This window comes from Pontivivens insulae, assembly GCF_900302495.1.
Classification (GTDB): Bacteria; Pseudomonadota; Alphaproteobacteria; order Rhodobacterales; family Rhodobacteraceae; genus Pontivivens; species Pontivivens insulae.
The window spans coordinates 242,546-261,071 of the sequence record NZ_OMKW01000003.1 but is presented as its reverse complement, the minus strand read 5'-3'; the positions used below and the strand labels follow the sequence as shown (position 1 = coordinate 261,071).

The following is an 18,526-nucleotide window of genomic DNA, read 5'->3' as shown; positions in this document are numbered from 1 at the left end:
GTACCGGATCAAGTCCGTTGGCGTCGCAGTCTGGACATTGCAGGGCTGTCACTTAGGTAAGAGAGACTGCCGCAAGCGTGCCGGACTGTCCGGCAAGGTGCCTCCGGCGCTTTGCCAACAGTAAGGAAGGTCGCGCACATGTCGCCCGCTTCAAGCCGTCCCTTTGATCCGTCAACGCCGCCCCACATCATTACGCTGGTTCTGCTGGCCGGTGTCGGCGCGCTGAATATGAATATTTTCCTGCCCTCCTTGCCGGGCATGGTGGATTACTTTGAGACGGATTACGCGGTCGTCCAGCTTGCGATCTCTGCCTACCTCGGGGTCACCGCAGTGATGCAACTGCTGATCGGTCCGCTATCGGATCGTTATGGCCGTCGCCCGGTGATGTTGGGCGCGATGCTTATTTTCCTATTGGCGACAGTAGGTTGCTTCTTTGCGCCCACAATCGAAGTCTTCCTTGCTTTCCGATTCCTGCAGGCCGTCATCGCGAGCGGCTTGGTGCTGAGCCGGGCCGTCGTTCGAGACATGGTCCCGCCCGAGCAGGCTGCCAGCATGATCGGATATGTGACGATGGGCATGGCGTTGGTGCCGATGATAGGGCCGAGCATTGGGGGCGTGCTGGATGCTTATTTCGGCTGGCAGGGATCGGTTGCCATCCTGTTTGCCTTTGGCCTTGCGGTCTTGATCCTGGCCTGGCGTGATATGGGGGAGACGAACCACAACCGCTCTTCCAGCTTTGGGGCGCAGTTTCGGTCTTACCCCGAACTTGCGCGCTCTCGGCGGTTCTGGGGATACGCTGTCATCGCGGCTTGCGCCTCTGGTGCGTTTTTCGCGTTCTTGGGCGGCGGGCCCTTCGTGGCGAGTGCAATTCTGGGCCTCTCACCAAAAGAGTTGGGGCTGTATTTTGCTTTAATCGCATTTGGTTACATGATCGGGAACTACCTCTCTGGCCGATACGCAGCTCGGGCCGGGATCAATGCGATGATGATGACGGGTGCGGTCATTTCAACGGTTGGAATGGCGCTTGCGCTGGTGCTGTTTGCGGTTGGATTTGGTACGGCACTGGCGTTGTTCGGGTCGATCCTGCTGGTGGGGGTTGGCAATGGTCTGACGCTGCCCTCAGCCAATGCCGGATTGGTGAGCGTCAGGCCCCATCTGGCAGGCTCTGCCTCTGGTCTTGGCGGGGCGCTGATGATTGGCGGAGGTGCGGGTCTGGCCGCATTTACCGGATCGCTCCTGAGTGTTGAGACAGGCGCCTATCCGCTTCTGTGGGTCATGCTCACAGCGTCCGCCGCCTCAGGTGTTGGTGTGCTCTATGTCATTGCGCGCGAACGAAAATTGGAGCGGGAGGGGCTGACCGCGTAGGCCGCCAACCGCCCCCAATATCCTATGCTTTCGTCAGCTCGCTTGCGGATTTGAGCACTTCTGCGCCGTCCTCTTGCTCGATACGGAAGGCGGGGTTGTCGTCGTCTGCGTCGCGGGTCACGTCGCTGCCCTCAATCTTCAACGTGATTTTCTGAGTATAGCGCTTTTGCACCTTTCCGGTGCCTGTGCCGTTGCCCCAGTTCCATTCGACTTTGTCGCCAACCTGAATTCCCATTTCCATCTCCTGAATGTCATTCTCGAATGGGAAGGGAACGTCTGCACGCGCATCGCCGTTCCGGCAGAGCGCTGTGACATGTCGACCCAAAACGGCTGTGCACAACCCGTGCACAGAGCGTGCACCAACCGTGCACCGAAAAGTCAGATCGACATATGTGAGGACTTTGGCGCGGCTCCACACATTCGGAGTAATTTGAAGATGTCTCGACGTCCCTTGTCAGCGGACCGCAACTGGTATGGGGTGTGGGCATGAAACTCGATACAGATTTTGTCCGGGCGCAATTCCCGGCCTTTTCCGACCCGGCGCTGGCCGGATGGCGTCACTTTGAGAACGCGGGCGGCTCTTACGCTTGCGGGCAGGTTATTGATCGGCTGACGCGCTTCTACACGCAGCGCAAGCTGCAACCCTACGGCCCCGCAGGCCCGACTGCCGCGGGTGGCGCGGAGATGGACGAGGCGCGCGACCGGATGGCCGGTCTGTTGGGGGTCCTGCCAGATGAGGTTAGCTTTGGCCCGTCGACGACCCAGAACACCTATGTTCTGGCGCAAGCATTTCGCCGAAAGATGCAGCCCGGCGATGCGGTCGTCGTCACCAATCAGGATCATGAGGCCAATACCGGGCCTTGGCGACGTCTGGTCGAGGATGGTTTTGAGGTGCGCGAATGGAAGATGGACGGGGAGGGGCGGCTGCACCTTGCCGATCTTGAAAACCTGCTCGACGACAAAGTTCGCGTTGTAGCATTCCCGCATTGCTCAAACATCGTGGCCGAGATCAATGATGTGCCCGCAATCTGTGCCGCCGTGCGCGCGGCCGGGGCGGTCTCCTGTGTGGACGGGGTCAGCTATGCGCCCCACGGGTTGCCGGATGTCGCGAAGCTGGGGGCGGATATCTATCTGTTCTCGACTTATAAAACCTATGGTCCCCATCAGGGGATCATGGTGACGCGCAATGGCGTTGAGCAGGATTTGCCCAATCAGGGTCACTGGTTCAACGCGGATTATCCGGGCAAGCGGCTGACGCCGGCCGGGCCGGACCATGCGCAGGTCGCAGCCTGTGCCGGGATCGCGGATTACATGGATGCATTGAGTGCCCATCATGGCGGCGCGGTGGCCCATGACCTGATGCGTGCGCGCGAAGTCGAGATGTTGCAACCGCTGCTCGATTGGGTGTCCGGGCGCAATGATGTGCGCTTGCTGGGTCCGGCGGATGCCGCATGCCGTGCGCCGACCGTTGCCCTTCAGCATGACATTCGTGGTGAGGTGCTGGCCGAGCGTCTTGCCGAGCACGGGATCATGGCAGGCGGGGGCGATTTCTATGCCGTCCGTCTGCTGGACGCGATGGGCGTCGATCCTGCGCATGGCGTTCTTCGGGTCAGCGCGGCCCATTACACCAGTGATGCGGATATGGCAGCGTTGATGGAGGCGCTGGACGCGGTTTTGTGAACGCCGCAGGTCATTGATTTGATCGCGGACTAAACCACCCTGTGCGGCCCGGCGTAGCAAAGCTACGACCGCCGCACAGGAGTAGCGCTTCATGTCCAATCCCGTCGCAATTGTCTGGCTTCGCCGGGATCTGCGCCTTTCGGACCATCCGGCCCTGACGGCTGCGGCGCAGGATGGCGCATTGATGCCCTTGTTCATTCTGGACGAACAGATGGAGGCGCTGGGCGCAGCACCGCGCTGGCGGCTGGAACAATCCTTGAAATCTCTGGCCGCCGATCTTGAGGCGCGTGGTCTGAAGCTGATCCTGCGGCGCGGTGATCCGCGCGCGATTCTGACGGCACTGGCGCAGGACATCGGTGCCGTCTCGGTCCACTGGTCGCGGCTTTATGATGGGGGATCGGTCGCGCGCGACACGGAGGTGAAGTCCGCCCTCAAGGAGGCTGGTGTCAGTGCGGTGTCCCATGCGGGCCATGTGCTGCATGAACCCTGGACCGTCGAGACGAAGACAGGCGGGTTCTACAAAGTCTACACCCCTTATTGGAAGGCGGTTCGCGGGGCGGACGTGCCTGAGCCTATTGGAATACCCGATTTGCGTGCACCGGACACGTGGCCGGAGAGCGATGCGCTGGAGGCCTGGCAGCTGAGTGCGGATATGGACCGGGGCGGTGCGATCGTTGCCACGCATGAGACCGCAGGGGAGGACACGGCGCGGGGCGTGCTGGGTGGCTTCATCGGCAGCAAGGTTGAGGACTATGGCACAGCGCGCGACAAGCTGTTCGTCGCCGGAACCTCGACCCTGAGCGCGCATTTTGCGTGGGGGGAGTTGAGCATTCGCACCGCGTGGCATGCCGCCAAACGCAAGTTCGACGAAACCGGCTCTGCCGATGTGGAGACCTTCATGAAGGAATTGGTGTGGCGCGATTTTGCGTGGCACCTGATCTATCATACCCCGCAGATCGAGACGGAAAACTGGCGGCCCGAATGGGACGGCTTCCCGTGGCGTGGCGACAATGAGGACGCGGAACGGTGGCGCCGGGGTCTGACGGGTGAGCCTATTGTCGATGCGGGCATGCGGGAGATGTATGTCACCGGCCGCATGCACAACCGGGTGCGGATGATCGTCGCCTGCTACCTCACCAAGCATTTGCAGACAGATTGGCGCGTCGGTCTGAAGTGGTTTGAAGAGTGCCTCGTAGACCACGATCCGGCCTCGAATGCGATGGGCTGGCAATGGTCGGCGGGGTCCGGGCCGGATGCCACGCCCTATTTCCGCGTATTCAACCCAGAGACCCAGGCGGAAAAATTCGATCCGAAGGGGATTTACAGACGTAAATGGTTGGACAGTGAGAACTCGGCTGAGGCGGCCTCTTATTTCAAAGCCGTCCCACGCAGCTGGGGATTGTCCGCAGCGGAGGGGCGTCCGCCACGGATGATTGATCTGAAGGATGGACGGCAAAGGGCGCTCGACGCCTATCAGGAATTCAAGGCGCAGGGGCAGACAGCGTGAAAATTGCAGTTATCGGGGCCGGCGTTGCCGGTATGGGCGCGGCCTATGCGCTGAGCGAAGATCACGATGTGACCGTGTTCGAAAAGGACAATCGCTTCGGCGGGCATGCTAATACAGTTGAGGTGGACGGCACGGCGGTCGATACCGGCTTTATCGTCTATAACTATGACAACTACCCCAACCTGACCGGTTTGTTCGAGCATCTGGATGTGCCCACGAAGTGGTCAGACATGAGCTTTGGCATGTCGATCAATGGGGGGCGGACGGAATATGCCTGCGACAATCCGTGGAAGATGTTTGCGCAATTCACCAACCTGCTGCGTCCCAGCTTTATCAACGGGGTGCGCGAGATCCTGCGCTTTCACCGCGAGGCGGAGGTTGATTTGCGAGATGGCGTGCTGGCGGGGCTGACGCTGGGCGAGTACTTGTTCAAGCGTGGCTATGGTCCTTGGATCCGGGATTACTTCCTGCTGCCGATGGGCGGGGCGATTTGGTCGACGCCGACAGGGCAGATGCTTGATTTTCCTGCGGAGAACTTTGTCGCCTTCTTCGCCAACCACGAATTGCTCAACGGAATGGATCCGGCCAAGCAGTGGCGCACCGTAGATGGTGGCAGCCGGGAATATGTGCGGCGGTTGACCGCAAAATTGCCCAATGCGCATCGTGCGGCGGGCGTACGTTCGATCCGCCGGGTCGGTGGCAGGCCCTATCTGACCTTGGATGACGGCACGGAATTACAGTTCGATCAGGTGGTGATCGCGGCCCATGGTCCGCAGGCGCTGGCCATGCTCGACGCGGATGCCGATGCGCAGGAGCGCAGCATCCTGAGCAATTTCAAAACATCGGCCAATCTGGCTGTGCTGCATTCGGACAGGCGCCTGATGCCCAAGCGCAAGCGTGTCTGGTCGAGCTGGAACTTCCTGAGCGGCGGGGCCGAGGCAGATGCGACGCGACCCGCCCCGATCACCTATTGGATGAACCGTCTCCAGACGCTTGAGACACGCCAGGATCTGTTTGTCAGCCTGAACCCTGAACACCTGCCAGAGCATGGCAAGCTGCATGGCACGTTCAACTACGCCCACCCCCTGTTCACGCAGGAAGCGTTTGACGCACAATCCGATATTGATGCGATCCAGGGGCGTGGCGGCGTCTGGTATGCTGGCGCCTGGCTTGGCTATGGGTTTCATGAGGACGGACTACGCTCTGGCCTGCGGGTTGCGGCAGCGCTTGGCTCTCGCCCGTCATGGCGCGGGGAGGAGGCGGAGCCGATCCGCTCTCCGATGGCGGTGGCGGCGGAGTGAGCGACGCACCTGCCATACGGCTCTATCAGGGTCATGTGATGCATATGCGGTTGCAGCCCAAGCGCCACAAGTTCCGCTATCGCGTCTTCTCGTGCCTGTTCGATCTCGACCGGATGGAGACGGCGATGGCCGGATCACGCATCTGGGGGCGGGTGCTGGGGTTTGAGGCGTCTGATCACGGCGCGCGCGATGGCTCTGCCCTGCGACCATGGGTGGAAGCGCGCATGGCCGAGAAAGGCCTTGCCTGTCCGACGCGGATCGAGCTTCTTTGCTTCCCGCGCCTCTGGGGGTTCGTGTTCAATCCGCTCTCCGTCTATTTTTGCCGGGACGCGGAGGACCGGGTCTATGCCACGCTTTATGAGGTGAAGAACACCTATGGCGGGCAGGAAGTCTATGTGCTGCCTGCGACGGAAGCAGGCGGTGCGATCCGGCAGGAGCAGGACAAGACATTCTGGGTGTCGCCGTTCATTCCGATGGAGCAGCGCTATCGGTTCACAGTGCAGGCGCCCGACAGCCAGCTGCGATTGCGCATTCGGCAGGCCGGGCCGGATGGCGATATTCTGATTGCGACCCACACCGCCGAGGGGGCGGAGGCGACGGATGCGCGTTTGGCGCGTGCCGTCGCCACCCATCCCCTTATGACGCTCAAAGTCGTTGCCGCCATTCATTGGGAGGCGCTGCGCCTCGTTTTGAAAGGGGTGCGGTTTCTGGGCACATCCGACCCCGCGACGCGTTGAAAACTGGACAGTTTCTTTTAGAGTTGTAAATTATGCTAGACACTACCTCTGGACACCCGATGACATTTCTTACCACCACGAAAGGGCAACGTGACCTGCCGCGCTGGTTCAGTTCGGCCTTTGCGCTGCTGTCGAAAATGCGGGTCGGCCGGGTAGAGATCGGATTGCCTGATGGTCGTGTTTTTGCGCGTGATTGCGCGGAGCCCGGACCCGTTGGCCGGATCGACGTACGAGACCCTGCCATGTTTGGGCGTGTCGTGCGTGATGGCGATATTGGATTTGCCGAAGCCTATATGGACGGTCAGTGGGATACGCCTGATCTGCAAGCGTTGCTTGATGTGTTTGTTCTGAACAATGACGAGATCGGGCAGGAAGTTCTGGGCATGGCGCTGGTGCGTTATTGGGAGCGTGTGAACCACTGGTTCCGGTCCAACTCGAAAGAGCAGGCGCGCAAGAACATCTCGTACCACTATGATCTGGGCAATGATTTTTACGGCCTTTGGCTGGATGACACGATGAGCTATTCCTCTGCGCTGTTTGCGGAGGGGGAGAACTCCCTCGAGGCTGCGCAGATCGCGAAATATGCCTCAATGTGTGACGAGATCGGGGTGAAACCCGGCGATCATATCCTTGAGATCGGCTGTGGCTGGGGCGGGTTCGCTGAGTATGCCGCGAAAGAACGTGGCGCGCGCGTGACCGGGCTGACCATCAGCCAGGAACAGCATGACTACGCTGTGGAGCGGATGAAACGCGCAGGTGTCGCGGATCAGGTGCAGATCGTGATGCGGGACTATCGCGACGAAACCGGCACCTATGATGCGATCGCCTCCATCGAGATGTTTGAGGCCGTCGGGGAGAAGTATTGGCCCACCTATTTCGATGCGGTGCGAGAACGATTGAAGCCCGGCGGGCGTGGTACGTTCCAGATCATCACCGTCGATGATCCGCTGTTCGCGAATTACCGCAAGAATGTGGACTTCATTCAGAAATACATTTTCCCCGGCGGCATGCTGCCCTCTGTCACCGCGTTGCGGGAGCAGATTTCACGCGCAGGTCTGACAGAGGTGAACAATATCGCGTTTGGTCAGAGCTATTCCGAGACGCTGCGTCGTTGGCATGCCACGTTCAATGCGAGGTGGGATGAAGTGGCCGCACTCGGTTTTGATGATCGGTTCCGGCGGATGTGGAATTTCTATCTGACAAGCTGTGCGGCGACCTTCATGACCGGCACGACAGATGTGATCCAGATGACCGTGCGCCGCTGAGGCGGGCGCGGGATGGCGATTTCCTGCAATAAGTCCGTGGTATCCTCTCGCGGTGGCTTAGGCGGATGACGGTTTCACGCGCGACCCTCGCGGCCTATGCCGTGCCAGCATTGCCGCTCGCCGCGATTTATTTGCCTGTCTACGTGTTCCTCGCGCCATTTTGGTCGGGCACGATGGGGCTGAGCGTGGGGGCGATTGGCGCGGTGTTCATCGCCGTGCGCCTGTTCGACGCGGTCAGCGATCCCATGATGGGGTGGCTTTCGGACCGCATCCCGCTGCGCGGCTTGCGGCGCAAGCCGTGGTTGGTGCTGGCGCTGCCCGGGGTTGCGCTGTCCATCTGGGCCTTGCTCGCCCCGCCAGAGGGTGCGGGGTTGGGATGGTTTGCGGGCTTCATGGTGACGCTCACCGTTTTTTGGACCATGTATCTGACGCCCTATTTCAGCTGGGGGGCGGAGCTGACCGATGATTATGCCGAGCGCACACGCGTCACCGTCTGGCGTGAGACTGTGGGGCTGGTGGGAACGGTCGTTGCCATGGTCGCCTATGGTACGGCGGACGCGGAGACGGGGTTGGCGCGGGTCGCGCTTTTCGTCGTCATCGGCCTGCCGATCCTGACGCTCTATGCGGTATGGCGCGCGCCTGAACGGACCACAGGGCCCAGTACGCCGGGGGCGCAGACGCTGCTTCAGGTCTTTCGTGAGGAACCTGTCTTTGCGCGGTTGATGCTGGCGTATTTCCTGAACGGGGCTGCGAATGCATTGCCGGCGACGCTGTTCCTGTTCTTTGTCGAGTTTCGGCTGGGCGATGCGGAGGCCGGTGGCCCGTTGCTGATCCTCTATTTCGGGGCGGCCGTGCTGGGGGCGCCCTTTTGGATCTGGGCGGGCAAGCGGTTCGAAAAGCATCGGATCTGGTGCGTTGCGATGATCTATGCCGCCATCATCTTTGCCTTTGCGTTCACGCTGGGCCTTGGCGACGTCGCGGCCTTTGCGGTGATTGCGGGGTTGAGCGGATTGGCGCTGGGCGCTGATCTGTCGCTGCCCGCCGCAATGCAGGCCGATGTCGTGGATTTGGACACGGCGCGCACCGGGACGGCGCGGACGGGCGCGTTCTTTGCGCTGTGGTCGGTTGCCACCAAGGCCAGCGTTGCGATCACGGGCGGGGTTGCGCTGTTGTGGCTGGAGGCGGTTGGCTTCTCGGGGCAGGGGGGGAACGCGGAGGACGCTTTGATCTGGCTCGCCGCGCTCTATGCGCTTGCACCCGTGGTGTTGAAGCTGATGGCGGTGGCGCTGATGTGGGGATTTCCACTGACCCGCGCGAAACAGGCAGAGGTGCGCGCGCGTATTGGGTAGGGTTGCCCCGGCGCAGGGCCGGGGCAACCGCCTTAAGTCTTACGCTTCGCCTTGCCGTCCCACCCCGTCGCCTTGCGCACGGCGGCGATATAGGCGCGGTTCGGCAGCAGGCCGAGCGTTTTGAGGATCGCGACGAACTTGCCGGGGAAGGCGATTTCGAAACCGGGGGTCGAAAGGCCATCGACAATCGATTTTGCAGCCTCATCCGGCTTCATCAGGAAGGGCATTTCAAACTCGTTGACGGACGTTGCTTCCGTCTCGACAAAGCCGGGGTTCACGACGGAAATGCGGATGCCCAGATCCTCGCAATCCATGGCCAGTGCCTCGCAATAGGCGATGAGCGCAGCCTTTGTTCCTGAGTAGACGGCCGCATCGGGCAGACCGCGATAGCCTGCAACGGATGCGGTCACGGCGAGGTGCCCGGTGCCCTGCTCAATCATGTGCTTGAGAACCGGATCCGTGCAGTTCGAGACGCCTTCAAGATTGACCCGCCACATCTTCGCTGCCGTCTTGGCGTCGAAATCGTTGGCGCGCATCGGGGTATAGATCCCGGCATTGAGCAGTGTCAGGGCGAGGGGGCCGCTGCTGGTGATCTCCGCCACGATTTCTGCCATCCGCTCTGCGTCGGTGACATCGCCCGGCATGGGTATGATCTTGCCTTCTGGGCCCTCGGCGGCAAGCGTCTTCAGCTCATCCTCGGATCGCGCTGTGGCATAGACGGTCCAGCCCTTCTTTGCCATGCGCAACACCACGGCGCGGCCAATCCCGCCGGACGCGCCGGTGATCCATGCGGCGCCGTGGCGCGGGCGCATGACTTTTTTCAGAACACTCATGATTCACTCCAGATCGGTCCGAGGGAGGGCGCGAGGGATTGCGCGATGTAGCGGACCTCCTCCCCCTGTGCGTCGAAGGTCGAGCCGGCCCATTCGCCCGCATCGGTGTAATAGAGGATCAGCGGCAGATCACTGCCGAGGGACCAAACTGCGGTTGAAACGGTTCCGGTCGCTGTTGGATATTGTGCTGACCCGCGACGGCTGGCGACGATGTTGAGCGTGCTGCCGTCCTGCGTGTTGACCCATTGCGGACGCCGCATCATCGCCGGGGTCCAATACGTTGTCGTGCCGACAGTTCCGGTCAATGTGCCCGAAAAGCCGGAGCCTGAAATCTCCAGACCCGCGCCTGTACGGCGCGCCTCAACGAACTCACGCTCACCATCATTGTTGGTGTTTGAACGAATGGATTGCACGGCACCGCCGCTCCACCGCTCCTGATTTGTCATTTCATAGCGGTAGGCTGTGATGCCCAGCAGCGACACGCGCAGGTCGATATCAATATCGACGACAATTTCGCCGCCTGACCGGGTGACGGTCAGCGACTGGCTGCCAATATCACTGCCCCCGCGTTCAAGCCTGTAGACACGGCGTGCGGATTGCGCGCGTGCAATGCTGGGAGCAAAGAGTGCCAGAGATGCAGCCCCTGCAAGGGCTGCGCGACGGTCTAGCCGAACAGGTTGAGTGCCCGCCCGAAGGGGCCGGTGAAGCGTACATTTCCTGTCATCACGATCAGGCAGTAGCATGTTTCAGTTCCCGTAATCCGGGGACGGTGATCGTGGGCGGCATCCGCCTCCGCGACATCACCCGCGCGCAATACGCGGTTGCCATTCATCGACTTTCAGATTTACGCATTAACACTTCTTACAAACGATATACGGCGGAACACCGCCGACGGATCAAGAGAAACCACACGTTCGGGGAAGTTTCCGTGCAGTTTTTCCAACTGGTGATACGACCTATCAACGCGGACGGATGACTGTGGTTCCGATTGCCATCCCGACGCGAATCTGCGACCGGGGTGGAAGCACTTGCTTGGGGAGAAAGCCATGGCGCGAAACCTGTTCTTTTACGGCACGTTGCGCGATGCGGAGACGCGCGAAATCGTCCTCGGCCCCTATGCAGGTGCGGTGAAGGTCAGTCCTGCAACCTTGCCTGATCACGCAGCCCGCGCGGTTGTCGGAGAGGATTACCCGGTCATTGTCAAAGAACCCGGTGCCCGTGCCGAGGGTGTTGTGGTGCGCGATATTCCCGAAGGTGCGGTCGCGCGGCTGAGCTATTTCGAGGATGAGTTCGACTATGCGCTGGAGCATACGCTGGCCGACACACCGGATGGGCCGGTGGAGGTTGAGGTCTTTTATGTGCGGGGCACCCATCTGCAAGTCGGAGACGCGTGGGATTTCGCGGCGTGGTCGGCGCGCCAGCAAGCCGCCTTTGCGGAGTGTGCGCGAGGGTTAATGGCCCTTTACGGCAAGGTGCCGGATGAAGAGGTGGATCGGATCTGGCCGGGCATTCGCTTTCGCGCCTACGCACGTGCGAGAGCGCGGGCAGAGCGTGTTCCCGCGCGCTATTCCAGCGACCTGACGCTCTCGGATGTGGAGATCGCCGCGCGCAGTGAGCCCTATGTAGACTACTTTGCCATCGAGGCGCTGACCCTGTCGCATAAGCGATTTGACGGCTCTGTCGAGGGGCCGGTCGATCGCGCGGTGTTTGTGACCGGTGATGCTGTGTGTGCCCTGCCATATGATCCAGTTCGCGATGAGGTTTTGCTGATCGAGCAATTGCGCATCGGTCCGGTCGCGCGGTGCGACGGCCATCCGTGGTTGCTGGAACCTGTCGCCGGGCGCGTTGATCGTGTGGAAACCAGCGCGGAGACCGCACGGCGGGAGATGTTGGAAGAGACGGGGCTGAGCGCTGGGCGTCTGGAGGAGCTACCTCCGTTCTATTCCTCTCCCGGAGTGATTTCGGAGCAGTTGACCTGCTTTATCGCCGAGGCTGATCTGAGCAATGCTGGCGGTGTGCATGGGCTGGAAAGTGAGGCGGAGGACATCCGCTCGATCCGGGTGCCGGTTGCGGATCTGCGTGCGCTTCTGGCCTCTGGAGAGGTGCGGAACGGGCCGTTACACCTTTTGATCCTGCATCTGCTCTTGCACCATGACCGTTTGCGCACGATGTGGAGGGATTGAAGGCCCGCCGCCCGGCGGCTAGGGTCTCGCCCTGACCGGACTGCGCCAAGGATCAAGAGAATGAGCACTGTTTACGCCGACCTGCCTGCTGCTGTGGGCAACACGCCCCTGATCCGATTGAACGCGATTTCCGAAGCGTCGGGATGTGAGATTTACGGCAAGGCGGAGTTTCTGAACCCCGGCCAGTCTGTCAAGGATCGCGCGGCGCTCTACATGATCCGCGATGCGGTTGCGCGTGGTGCGCTGAAGCCCGGTGGCACGATCGTTGAGGGAACCGCGGGCAACACTGGGATTGGTCTGACGCTCGTGGGCTCTGCCATGGGGTTCAAGTCGGTCATCGTGATCCCCGAGACGCAGAGTCAGGAAAAGAAGGACATGTTGCGGCTGGCGGGTGCCACGCTGGTCGAGGTGCCGGCGGCGCCTTACAAGAACCCGAACAATTATGTGCGCTATTCCGAGCGGCTGGCACATGCGCTGAACGAGACCGAGCCGAATGGTGCGGTCTGGGCGAACCAGTTCGACAATGTGGCCAACCGACAGGCCCATGTTGAGACGACAGGGCCGGAAATTTGGGCGCAGACCGAGGGGCGGGTGAACGGCTTCATCTGTGCATGCGGATCGGGGGGCACATTGGCCGGTGTGGCCGAAGCGCTGCAATCCAAAGGCGTGAAGATCGGTCTGGCGGATCCCGGCGGCTCGGCCCTGTTTGATTTGATGATCAACGGAGAGCAGAAGGCCGAGGGCGGCTCGATTTCCGAAGGGATCGGACAAGGACGGATCACAGCCAACCTTGAGGGGTTGACCGTCGATCATGCCTACAAGATCAGCGATGAAGAGGCGTTGCCACTGATCTATGACTTGTTGGAGCACGAGGGGCTTTGCATGGGTGGCTCAACAGCGATCAACATGGCGGGCGCTTTGCGCATGGCCAAGGAGATGGGGCCGGGCCACACAATCGTGACGATCCTGTGCGATGTCGGCACGCGCTATCAGTCCAAAGTCTGGAATCCTGAGTTCCTGAAGTCCAAGAACCTGCCGGTGCCGCATTGGCTGGACGGCGGGCGGACGGATATTCCGAGCGTCTTCGTAGACTGATTGCGCGGACGCGATGAACCTGAACCAGCTTCGCACGTTTTATTGGGTGGCGCGGCTGGGCGGATTTCGTCGGGCGTCAGACCAGCTGCATCTGTCACAGCCCGCGATTTCCACCCGGATCGCGACGCTGGAGGATGAGTTGCAGGCCCCGCTTTTCGAGCGTGGGACCACAGGGCTGACATTGACCAAACGCGGCGCATTGCTGCTGACCTATGTCGAGCAGATGCTGTTCATCGAGGAAGAGATCAAGGCGCGGGTCGCCAGCCCTGAAGAGACTGAAGGACTTTTTCGGATTGGCGCGTCCGAGACCATTGCGCAAAGTTGGCTGCCGGATTTCCTAAAGACGCTCAGCACCACTTATCCGCGTGTAAACATTGATCTGACCGTCGATATCTCGGTCAATTTGCGCAACAGCTTGCTTGAACAGGGACTGGATCTGGCCCTGTTGATGGGGCCGGTCTCTGAATTTTCGGTTGAGAATGTGGATCTGCCGCAGTTCGAACTGGCCTGGTTCAAGGCGGCAGGGCGGGGGCCGGTGAAGCTCGACGAAATTCCGGTTATCTCTTATTCGGCGAAAACGCGGCCACATCGTGAGTTGATGGCCGATCTGTCGCGCACGGTCGGGCCGGATGTGCGGGTCTATTCGTCTGCGTCTCTTTCAGCGAGTCTGCGCATGATCGCGGCTGGTGTCGCCGTTGGACCTTACCCGCTGGTATTGGCGCAAGAGGAAGTGGCCGCAGGACGGATCGAGCAGTTCGATCCAGGGTTCGCACCGAAACCTCTAGACTTTACAGCCTCTTATCTGGCAGAGCCGCGCAGCTTTCTTGCCGAAAGTGCGGCCGGGATCGCGCGAAAAATTGCGGTGTCTTGGCGGCGGGAGTGATCCACAGAATCTATCAACTTAGATAGATAATGATAATTTGAATGAATTGGCGTGCTGTGGAACCGTTGGCACAGGTTGAACACAGATGGACCGCCAATGCCTGTCGCAGAACTTTCGCATGCTCAACTTGCCCGTCTTGGCGCTGCTGATCTGCGCGCTGAAATCCGCAACGGGCAGTACACGCGCCATACCGCTGGGCTGGCCGCGGGCAAGCTGCAATGCAACCTCGCGATCTTGCCCGAGGCTGATGCGCTCGACTTCATCCGGTTTTGCCAACGCAACCCCAAGCCCTGTCCGGTGGTCGCGATCAGCGATACCGGTCGTCCGCAGATGCACACATTGGGCGCAGATATCGATATCCGCAGCGACGTGCCGCGTTACCGTGTCTTTGCCGATGGTGCCCTGATTGAAGAGCGGACCGAGATTGCGGCGCTTTGGCAGGATGATTTTGTGGCCGTTGCGTTGGGCTGCTCATTCACCTTTGAAAATGCGCTGATCGCGCAGGGCATTCCGATCCGCCATATTGAGCGTGATCAGACCGTGCCGATGTTCCGTTCCAATCTTGATCTGGTCCCCGCTGGTCCCTTTCACGGAAAGATGGTCATTACGATGCGGCCAGTGCGTGCGGATCGGGTGGCAGATGCCTATGAAATCAGCCGCAAATATCCACTCGCCCATGGCGCGCCGATCGGCCACGGCGATCCCGCCTCGGTCGGCATTGCGGATCTGTCGCAACCCGATTGGGGCGACGCGGTCGAGGTGGAGCCGGGGGAGGTGCCCGTCTACTGGGCCTGCGGGGTCACGCCGCAAAATGTGCTGACCAATGCGCGGCTGCCGCTCTGCATCACCCATGCCCCCGGTCACATGCTGATCGCCGATATTCCCGAAGATGCGGAAATTCCGATCTTTCATCCCGAAAACAAGCAATAATCAAATCCAACAAGGAGACTACCATGCGTAAGACACTGACGCTTCTCACCCTGAGCACTGCGCTGGCCGCCCCGGCCATGGCCGAAGAGCTGGCCGTTGTGGGCAGCTGGTCCAGCCTGCCTTTGCACAACCAATATGAGGCGCCGTTCTGGAACGAGACGCTGCCGGCCGCGTCGAATGGTGAGATCACGGTCGCTCTGACCACGCACAACCAGATGAGCCTTGGGCTGGGCGACATTTATCCGCTGCTTGGACAGGGGGTCTATGATGTCGCGATGACCGTCGCTGATTATGCCGTGTCCGACGCGCCAGAGCTGGAAGGGCTGGATGTGCCCCTCTTGGCGCTGACGGCGGATGAGGCCCGGGCAATGGTCGATGCGGCGCGCCCGATGGTGTCTGACATCTATCGTGACCGGTTCAACAGCCACGTGCTGGCCATCGCGCCCTATCCGCCGCAGGTCGTGTTCTGCAATCACGAGATTGCGGGACTGGATGATCTGGAAGGTCTGAAGGTGCGGGCCTCTGGCCGTATGACCGCCAAGTTGCTTGAGGCGCTGGGCGCCGAGGGTGTGAACGTCTCCTTCGCGGAGGTGCCGGGCGCCTTGCAAAACGGTGTTGTGGACTGTGCGGTGACGGGTGCAGGTTCCGGCTACTCGGCCGGTTGGTGGGAAGTTTCCACCCATCTTTTGCCGCTGCCATTGGGTGGTTGGGACTCGGTCGTGACGGCGATGAATCTTGATCGTTGGAACGGGCTGGACAGTGCGACACAGGATCTGATCCAGGAACAGATCATCACCAATTTCGAAGACCCAGCCTGGGCAAGTGCGCAGGATGCGCTGGTCAATGATGTCGCGTGTCTGACCGGCAATGGTGACTGTCCGGCCGGGGAAGCCCGCTCGATGGTACTGGTCGAAGCAACGGATGCTGATCTGGCGCGCGCCCGCGATGTGCTGACGGGTGAGGTTCTGCCCGATTGGGCTGAGCGCGCGGGCGGCGACTGGGCCGAGCGCTGGAATGCCTCTGTGGGCCAAGTAGTTGGCGTGACGATCGAGTGATCTGAACGCTGCAAAGGAGGGGACCCCGAATGGAACGAATGATGTTGATGCGCCTGAGGCGATTAAATCGAAGTGTGGCGCTTCTCGTCGGCCTCATGCTGCTCTTATGTGCTGCTGTCGTGCTGCTCGACATCATATTGCGCCAGGTGGGGTCCTCTCTTGGCGGAACGGACGAAATCAGTGGTTATGCCATGGCCATCGCGACCTCATGGGGCATGGCCTATACGCTGCTGGAACTCGGCCATGTGCGCATCGATCTGTTGCGCACCCGCGCCCCGGCCTTCGGTCGTGCGATGTTCGATCTGTTCTCGATGGTGGTGATGACCGGTGTGGTGGTGCTGATCGCGATCAAGTGCTGGCCGGTTGTTGCGCGCAGCTGGACGCAAGGGTCCACCGCCAATACGCCGCTTGAGACGCCGTTGATCTGGGTGCAGGCACCTTGGTTTGCCGGGTGGCTTTGGTTTGCGGGGATGAGTGCCGTCGTCACGTTGCTCGCCGCCTCCCTCATCTTCCGTCGCGATTTTGAAGGCAGTGAAGAGGCCATCGGAGCCTTTGCCGAACAGGATACACTTCAATGATTGGCTATGTTGCCGTCGGCCTGCTGGGCCTTCTGACCCTCTCGATCCCGGTTGGGATCGTGTTGTTCCTGCTGGGGATCGGGGTCGATACGTTTTTCTCTCCATTCCCGCTGATCCGCGGATTGGGCAATATGGTCTGGTCGGCGTCCAATTCGGCCACGCTGATCGCCATTCCATTCTTCGTTCTGTTGGGTGAGATTCTGGTGCGTTCCGGCATTGCCGCGCGAACCTATGCCGCGCTCGACCGGTGGGTCAGCTGGCTGCCGGGGGGGCTGGTGCATGCGAACGTGGCGACGGCCACGATGTTCTCGGCCACGTCCGGCTCTTCTGTCGCCACGGCGGCCACGGTCGCCACGGTCGCAATGCCGCAGGCCGAGAAACTGGGCTACGATCCCAAACTCTTCTCGGGTGCAATCGCGGCCGGGGGCACGTTGGGCATCATGATCCCGCCGTCGATCAACCTGATCGTCTATGGATTTCTGACCCAAAGCTCGATCCCGCAGCTGTTTCTGGCGGGCTTGATCCCAGGGCTTGGCCTCGCGGTCGCCTTCATGATCATCACGGCCATCATCTGCTCGATCCGTCCTGAATTGGGTGGAGGCCGCAGGACATTCCCGTTGGGCCAGATGCTGCGGGCGCTTATCGATCTGGGGCCGATCATCGTGCTCTTCGCGCTGATCGTCGGGTCGATCTACATGGGTTGGGCAACCCCGACCGAGGCGGCTGCTGTCGGGGTGGCAGGTGCGCTGGTCATCGCCGCAGCGTTTGGCGGCATCACCCGCAACATGATCGTGGAAAGCGTTCTTGGCACCGTGAAAATCACCTCGATGATCATGCTGATCGTGATCGGGGCCTCGTTCCTGAACTTCACGCTGGCCTCTGCCGGGCTGGGGCGCGAGCTGGAGAGCTTCCTCTCAGGTCTTGGTCTGACACCGCTTTACACGATCCTCGTGATCGTTCTGCTCTACATCGTTCTCGGCTTCTTCATCGAGACGTTGAGCCTGATGGTTGTGACCATCCCGATCATCGTGCCGCTGGTTGTCGAGCTGGGATATGATCCGATCTGGTTTGGTATCCTGATGATTGTGATGATCGAGATGGCGCTGATCACACCGCCGGTTGGGTTGAACCTCTACGTCGTGCAAGGCGCGCGCAAGTCGGGCAGTCTGAACGAGGTGATGCTGGGAGCGATCCCCTATGTGCTGATGATGCTGGCCATGGCAGCAGCCCTGATCGCGTTCCCGTCCATTGCGCTGTGGTTGCCGCAAGTGCTGGGATAACGGTCCATCGCAGAACGCAAAACAACCGAACCGGGGGCACGTCTGACGTGCCCCCGGTTTCATTTGTGCGGTATCGCCGTGAGCAAGTGTATTTGCCGTCGGTGAGGCGGGCCTGAGTCCGGCTATTGGGTGGAACAAAAGCGCTGGAATCGGCTGGCCGACTTCCCCCAGTCGCTATCGTTGGCGTCGGTCGTTGGGCCGTCGATCCGCTGCGGGTGACGTTGGCGCGAAAGATTAGTGTCAGCTGGAAATTGAGATGGCTCAACAGAATTTCGGCTGAGACCGGCCCGTTAACAGGCGGCGTCGGGCCTGTAGTGGACCTAACAAATCAGTCAATATTGGGGGTAATGGCGGAGAGACAGGGATTCGAACCCTGGAGACGGTCTCCCGCCTACACACTTTCCAGGCGTGCGCCTTCGACCACTCGGCCACCTCTCCGTGAGGCGCGGTTATAGCGATGCGGAAGCGGAGTGCAAGCCCCATCG

At 60.8% G+C, this 18,526-nt stretch carries 17 protein-coding genes and 1 tRNA gene; 14 read left to right on the top strand and 4 right to left on the bottom strand.

Annotation, left to right across the window (positions count from 1 at the left end; all coding sequences use genetic code 11):
* The first annotated feature begins 138 nt into the window (after positions 1 to 138).
* Positions 139 to 1,365 carry a multidrug effflux MFS transporter gene (locus tag POI8812_RS11755; protein WP_108782792.1) on the top strand — a complete coding sequence of 409 codons (1,227 nt, stop codon included), beginning with the start codon at positions 139 to 141 and terminating at the stop codon, positions 1,363 to 1,365.
* Between the two features lie 22 nt (positions 1,366 to 1,387).
* On the opposite strand, the gene POI8812_RS11750 is transcribed toward POI8812_RS11755, so the two are convergent.
* On the bottom strand, positions 1,388 to 1,600 hold the full coding sequence (locus POI8812_RS11750; protein ID WP_108783211.1) for a hypervirulence associated TUDOR domain-containing protein: 213 nt from the start codon (positions 1,598 to 1,600) through the stop codon (positions 1,388 to 1,390).
* A gap of 251 nt (positions 1,601 to 1,851) precedes the next feature.
* Between POI8812_RS11750 and POI8812_RS11745 the strand changes: the two genes are divergently transcribed.
* The 6 genes from POI8812_RS11745 to POI8812_RS11720 all read left to right on the top strand — a co-directional run bounded on the left by POI8812_RS11745 (position 1,852) and on the right by POI8812_RS11720 (position 9,204).
* Positions 1,852 to 3,045, top strand: a complete 1,194-nt coding sequence (locus tag POI8812_RS11745; protein ID WP_108782791.1) for an aminotransferase class V-fold PLP-dependent enzyme — start codon at positions 1,852 to 1,854, stop codon at positions 3,043 to 3,045.
* A 91-nt stretch (positions 3,046 to 3,136) separates the two neighbouring features.
* Complete coding sequence (locus POI8812_RS11740) at positions 3,137 to 4,552, top strand: cryptochrome/photolyase family protein (protein ID WP_108782790.1); 1,416 nt, start codon at positions 3,137 to 3,139, stop codon at positions 4,550 to 4,552.
* Positions 4,549 to 5,853 (top strand): NAD(P)/FAD-dependent oxidoreductase, encoded by a 1,305-nt coding sequence (locus tag POI8812_RS11735; protein WP_108782789.1) that lies wholly within the window; start codon positions 4,549 to 4,551, stop codon positions 5,851 to 5,853. Before POI8812_RS11740 ends, POI8812_RS11735 begins: the two co-directional genes overlap by 4 nt.
* Positions 5,850 to 6,590 carry a DUF1365 domain-containing protein gene (locus POI8812_RS11730; protein ID WP_211310377.1) on the top strand — a complete coding sequence of 247 codons (741 nt, stop codon included), beginning with the start codon at positions 5,850 to 5,852 and terminating at the stop codon, positions 6,588 to 6,590. Before POI8812_RS11735 ends, POI8812_RS11730 begins: the two co-directional genes overlap by 4 nt.
* A gap of 59 nt (positions 6,591 to 6,649) precedes the next feature.
* The gene (locus tag POI8812_RS11725; RefSeq protein ID WP_108782787.1) at positions 6,650 to 7,855 is read left to right on the top strand and encodes an SAM-dependent methyltransferase; all 1,206 of its coding nucleotides are present in this window, start codon (positions 6,650 to 6,652) and stop codon (positions 7,853 to 7,855) included.
* Positions 7,856 to 7,920: 65 nt separating this feature from the next.
* Positions 7,921 to 9,204: an MFS transporter gene (locus tag POI8812_RS11720; protein WP_108782786.1), complete on the top strand. Its 1,284-nt coding sequence runs from the start codon at positions 7,921 to 7,923 to the stop codon at positions 9,202 to 9,204.
* A 32-nt stretch (positions 9,205 to 9,236) separates the two neighbouring features.
* Here the strand turns inward: POI8812_RS11720 and POI8812_RS11715 are convergent, their stop codons facing one another.
* On the bottom strand, positions 9,237 to 10,037 hold the full coding sequence (locus tag POI8812_RS11715; protein WP_108782785.1) for an SDR family NAD(P)-dependent oxidoreductase: 801 nt from the start codon (positions 10,035 to 10,037) through the stop codon (positions 9,237 to 9,239).
* Positions 10,034 to 10,780, bottom strand: coding sequence for a DUF6134 family protein (locus POI8812_RS11710; RefSeq protein WP_108782784.1), 747 nt, complete (start codon positions 10,778 to 10,780; stop codon positions 10,034 to 10,036). Before POI8812_RS11710 ends, POI8812_RS11715 begins: the two co-directional genes overlap by 4 nt.
* Before the next feature lie 303 nt (positions 10,781 to 11,083).
* Between POI8812_RS11710 and POI8812_RS11705 the strand changes: the two genes are divergently transcribed.
* The 7 genes from POI8812_RS11705 (at position 11,084) to POI8812_RS11675 (ending at position 18,041) form a co-directional block, all read left to right on the top strand.
* Entirely contained in the window at positions 11,084 to 12,220 is a 1,137-nt protein-coding gene (locus tag POI8812_RS11705; protein ID WP_108782783.1) for a gamma-glutamylcyclotransferase, read from the top strand.
* 60 nt (positions 12,221 to 12,280) lie between these two features.
* A complete protein-coding gene (locus POI8812_RS11700) occupies positions 12,281 to 13,315 on the top strand; it encodes a cysteine synthase A (protein ID WP_108782782.1) in 1,035 nt (344 codons plus the stop codon).
* Positions 13,316 to 13,328: 13 nt separating this feature from the next.
* Positions 13,329 to 14,198: a LysR family transcriptional regulator gene (locus tag POI8812_RS11695; RefSeq protein WP_108782781.1), complete on the top strand. Its 870-nt coding sequence runs from the start codon at positions 13,329 to 13,331 to the stop codon at positions 14,196 to 14,198.
* 96 nt (positions 14,199 to 14,294) lie between these two features.
* Positions 14,295 to 15,128, top strand: a complete 834-nt coding sequence (locus tag POI8812_RS11690; protein WP_108782780.1) for a putative hydro-lyase — start codon at positions 14,295 to 14,297, stop codon at positions 15,126 to 15,128.
* A 23-nt stretch (positions 15,129 to 15,151) separates the two neighbouring features.
* Positions 15,152 to 16,183 (top strand): TRAP transporter substrate-binding protein, encoded by a 1,032-nt coding sequence (locus POI8812_RS11685; RefSeq protein WP_108782779.1) that lies wholly within the window; start codon positions 15,152 to 15,154, stop codon positions 16,181 to 16,183.
* A 29-nt stretch (positions 16,184 to 16,212) separates the two neighbouring features.
* Entirely contained in the window at positions 16,213 to 16,761 is a 549-nt protein-coding gene (locus tag POI8812_RS11680; RefSeq protein ID WP_108782778.1) for a TRAP transporter small permease subunit, read from the top strand.
* On the top strand, positions 16,758 to 18,041 hold the full coding sequence (locus tag POI8812_RS11675) for a TRAP transporter large permease (protein WP_108782777.1): 1,284 nt from the start codon (positions 16,758 to 16,760) through the stop codon (positions 18,039 to 18,041). Before POI8812_RS11680 ends, POI8812_RS11675 begins: the two co-directional genes overlap by 4 nt.
* Before the next feature lie 348 nt (positions 18,042 to 18,389).
* Here the strand turns inward: POI8812_RS11675 and POI8812_RS11670 are convergent.
* Positions 18,390 to 18,479, bottom strand: a tRNA-Ser gene (locus POI8812_RS11670).
* Positions 18,480 to 18,526: the final 47 nt, after the last annotated feature.

What these genes read in the sequence shown, in the direction of transcription:
- POI8812_RS11715 (WP_108782785.1), bottom strand. Translation starts at nt 10,037, where the DNA reads ATGAGTGTTCTGAAAAAAGTCATGCGCCCGCGCCACGGCGCCGCATGG.
- POI8812_RS11745 (WP_108782791.1), top strand. Translation starts at nt 1,852, where the DNA reads ATGAAACTCGATACAGATTTTGTCCGGGCGCAATTCCCGGCCTTTTCC.
- POI8812_RS11750 (WP_108783211.1), bottom strand. Translation starts at nt 1,600, where the DNA reads ATGGGAATTCAGGTTGGCGACAAAGTCGAATGGAACTGGGGCAACGGC.
- POI8812_RS11725 (WP_108782787.1), top strand. Translation starts at nt 6,650, where the DNA reads ATGACATTTCTTACCACCACGAAAGGGCAACGTGACCTGCCGCGCTGG.
- POI8812_RS11685 (WP_108782779.1), top strand. Translation starts at nt 15,152, where the DNA reads ATGCGTAAGACACTGACGCTTCTCACCCTGAGCACTGCGCTGGCCGCC.
- POI8812_RS11675 (WP_108782777.1), top strand. Translation starts at nt 16,758, where the DNA reads ATGATTGGCTATGTTGCCGTCGGCCTGCTGGGCCTTCTGACCCTCTCG.
- POI8812_RS11755 (WP_108782792.1), top strand. Translation starts at nt 139, where the DNA reads ATGTCGCCCGCTTCAAGCCGTCCCTTTGATCCGTCAACGCCGCCCCAC.
- POI8812_RS11700 (WP_108782782.1), top strand. Translation starts at nt 12,281, where the DNA reads ATGAGCACTGTTTACGCCGACCTGCCTGCTGCTGTGGGCAACACGCCC.
- POI8812_RS11710 (WP_108782784.1), bottom strand. Translation starts at nt 10,780, where the DNA reads ATGCTACTGCCTGATCGTGATGACAGGAAATGTACGCTTCACCGGCCC.
- POI8812_RS11720 (WP_108782786.1), top strand. Translation starts at nt 7,921, where the DNA reads ATGACGGTTTCACGCGCGACCCTCGCGGCCTATGCCGTGCCAGCATTG.
- POI8812_RS11690 (WP_108782780.1), top strand. Translation starts at nt 14,295, where the DNA reads ATGCCTGTCGCAGAACTTTCGCATGCTCAACTTGCCCGTCTTGGCGCT.
- POI8812_RS11705 (WP_108782783.1), top strand. Translation starts at nt 11,084, where the DNA reads ATGGCGCGAAACCTGTTCTTTTACGGCACGTTGCGCGATGCGGAGACG.
- POI8812_RS11680 (WP_108782778.1), top strand. Translation starts at nt 16,213, where the DNA reads ATGGAACGAATGATGTTGATGCGCCTGAGGCGATTAAATCGAAGTGTG.
- POI8812_RS11740 (WP_108782790.1), top strand. Translation starts at nt 3,137, where the DNA reads ATGTCCAATCCCGTCGCAATTGTCTGGCTTCGCCGGGATCTGCGCCTT.
- POI8812_RS11695 (WP_108782781.1), top strand. Translation starts at nt 13,329, where the DNA reads ATGAACCTGAACCAGCTTCGCACGTTTTATTGGGTGGCGCGGCTGGGC.